This is a genomic window from Streptomyces flavofungini (assembly GCF_041028215.1).
Lineage (GTDB): Bacteria > Actinomycetota > Actinomycetes > Streptomycetales > Streptomycetaceae > Streptomyces > Streptomyces flavofungini_B.
In genome coordinates this window covers 1-958 of record NZ_JASKYR010001414.1, presented here as the reverse complement: position 1 = coordinate 958, position 958 = coordinate 1, and the positions used below count along the sequence as shown (strand labels likewise).

Genomic DNA, 958 nt, shown 5'->3' with positions numbered 1-958 from the left:
GGACAGGGGGCGGAGCGGGTCATCCGTCGGACCGGAGGCCCATCACCAGGCTCCCCGGCGCCCGCACGTCCGCGTCCGCGTTCGTGTAGTAGTCGAGCACCGCCCGCTGCCACTCCTCCACCGAGATCCGGCCGTCCCCGTCGCGGTCGAGGGCCTCGAACGCCTCGCTGGACATGGCCGTGGACATGCCGGACGCCACCTGGGCGCGGATGAAGTCGTCGGCACGCACGGTGCCGGTGCCCTCGGCGTCGGCCAGCTGGATGTGCGCCTCGACGGACGGCGCCACCAGGTCCGCGATCGCGCCCGTCTGCACCGCTTCCTCCAGCGTCTGGACGTACACGTCCTCGGTCAGCTCACCGTCGTCGTCGACACCCGCGAGCTCGGCGAGCCGCTGCCAGTACGCGTCGGCTCCCGCGAGGACGGCGGTGGCCCGTGGAGAGCCGACCGGCTCGGCCATCCCGTCGATCAGCCGTTCGGCGCGCAGGATGATGTCGGACCGGTCGACGACGCCGTTCGCGTCGGCGTCCTCGACATGGAATCGGTGGATGTACTTGGCTCGCAGCCCGGTGTCCCGCATCAGGCGTCAACTCCCCTTTAACGACGTCAAGTGGCGTTCACCGTAATGTGCCCGCCGCGCGCCCGGGCCGGTCGACGCGGGCTTTCCGGGAGGAACCGGCCGCCTTCGCACACCCCCACCCGAATGGACGCCGACCGCCTGCCGCACCCGCCGCGTCACGCGGCGCGCATCCTGCGCCAGGGCAGACGACGCACCGCACTCCGGGCCAGAATGTGCGGGTCCCCGCTTCATCCCGCTCCGCCCGGGAGGTATCCGTGAAGATGCTGATCAACGTAGCCGAGACCGTGGTCGCCGATGCTCTGCGGGGGATGGCCGCCGCGCATCCCGAGCTGACGGTGGACGTCGAGAACCGGGTGATCGTACGGGCGGACGCCCCCGTTC

General features: G+C 71.5%; 1 protein-coding gene and 1 pseudogene. One reads left to right on the top strand and one right to left on the bottom strand.

Annotated elements, in window-relative coordinates:
* Positions 1–19 precede the first annotated feature (19 nt).
* Positions 20–577 carry an EF-hand domain-containing protein gene (locus AB8Z36_RS41380; RefSeq protein ID WP_369218481.1) on the bottom strand — a complete coding sequence of 186 codons (558 nt, stop codon included), beginning with the start codon at positions 575–577 and terminating at the stop codon, positions 20–22.
* Positions 578–831: 254 nt separating this feature from the next.
* Here AB8Z36_RS41380 and AB8Z36_RS41375 point away from each other — a divergent pair.
* Positions 832–958, top strand: a pseudogene (locus AB8Z36_RS41375) (dihydroxyacetone kinase subunit DhaK); the annotation flags it as partial.

Coding starts and splice junctions, on each gene's coding strand:
- AB8Z36_RS41380 (WP_369218481.1), bottom strand. CDS start 577: ATGCGGGACACCGGGCTGCGAGCCAAGTACATCCACCGATTCCATGTC.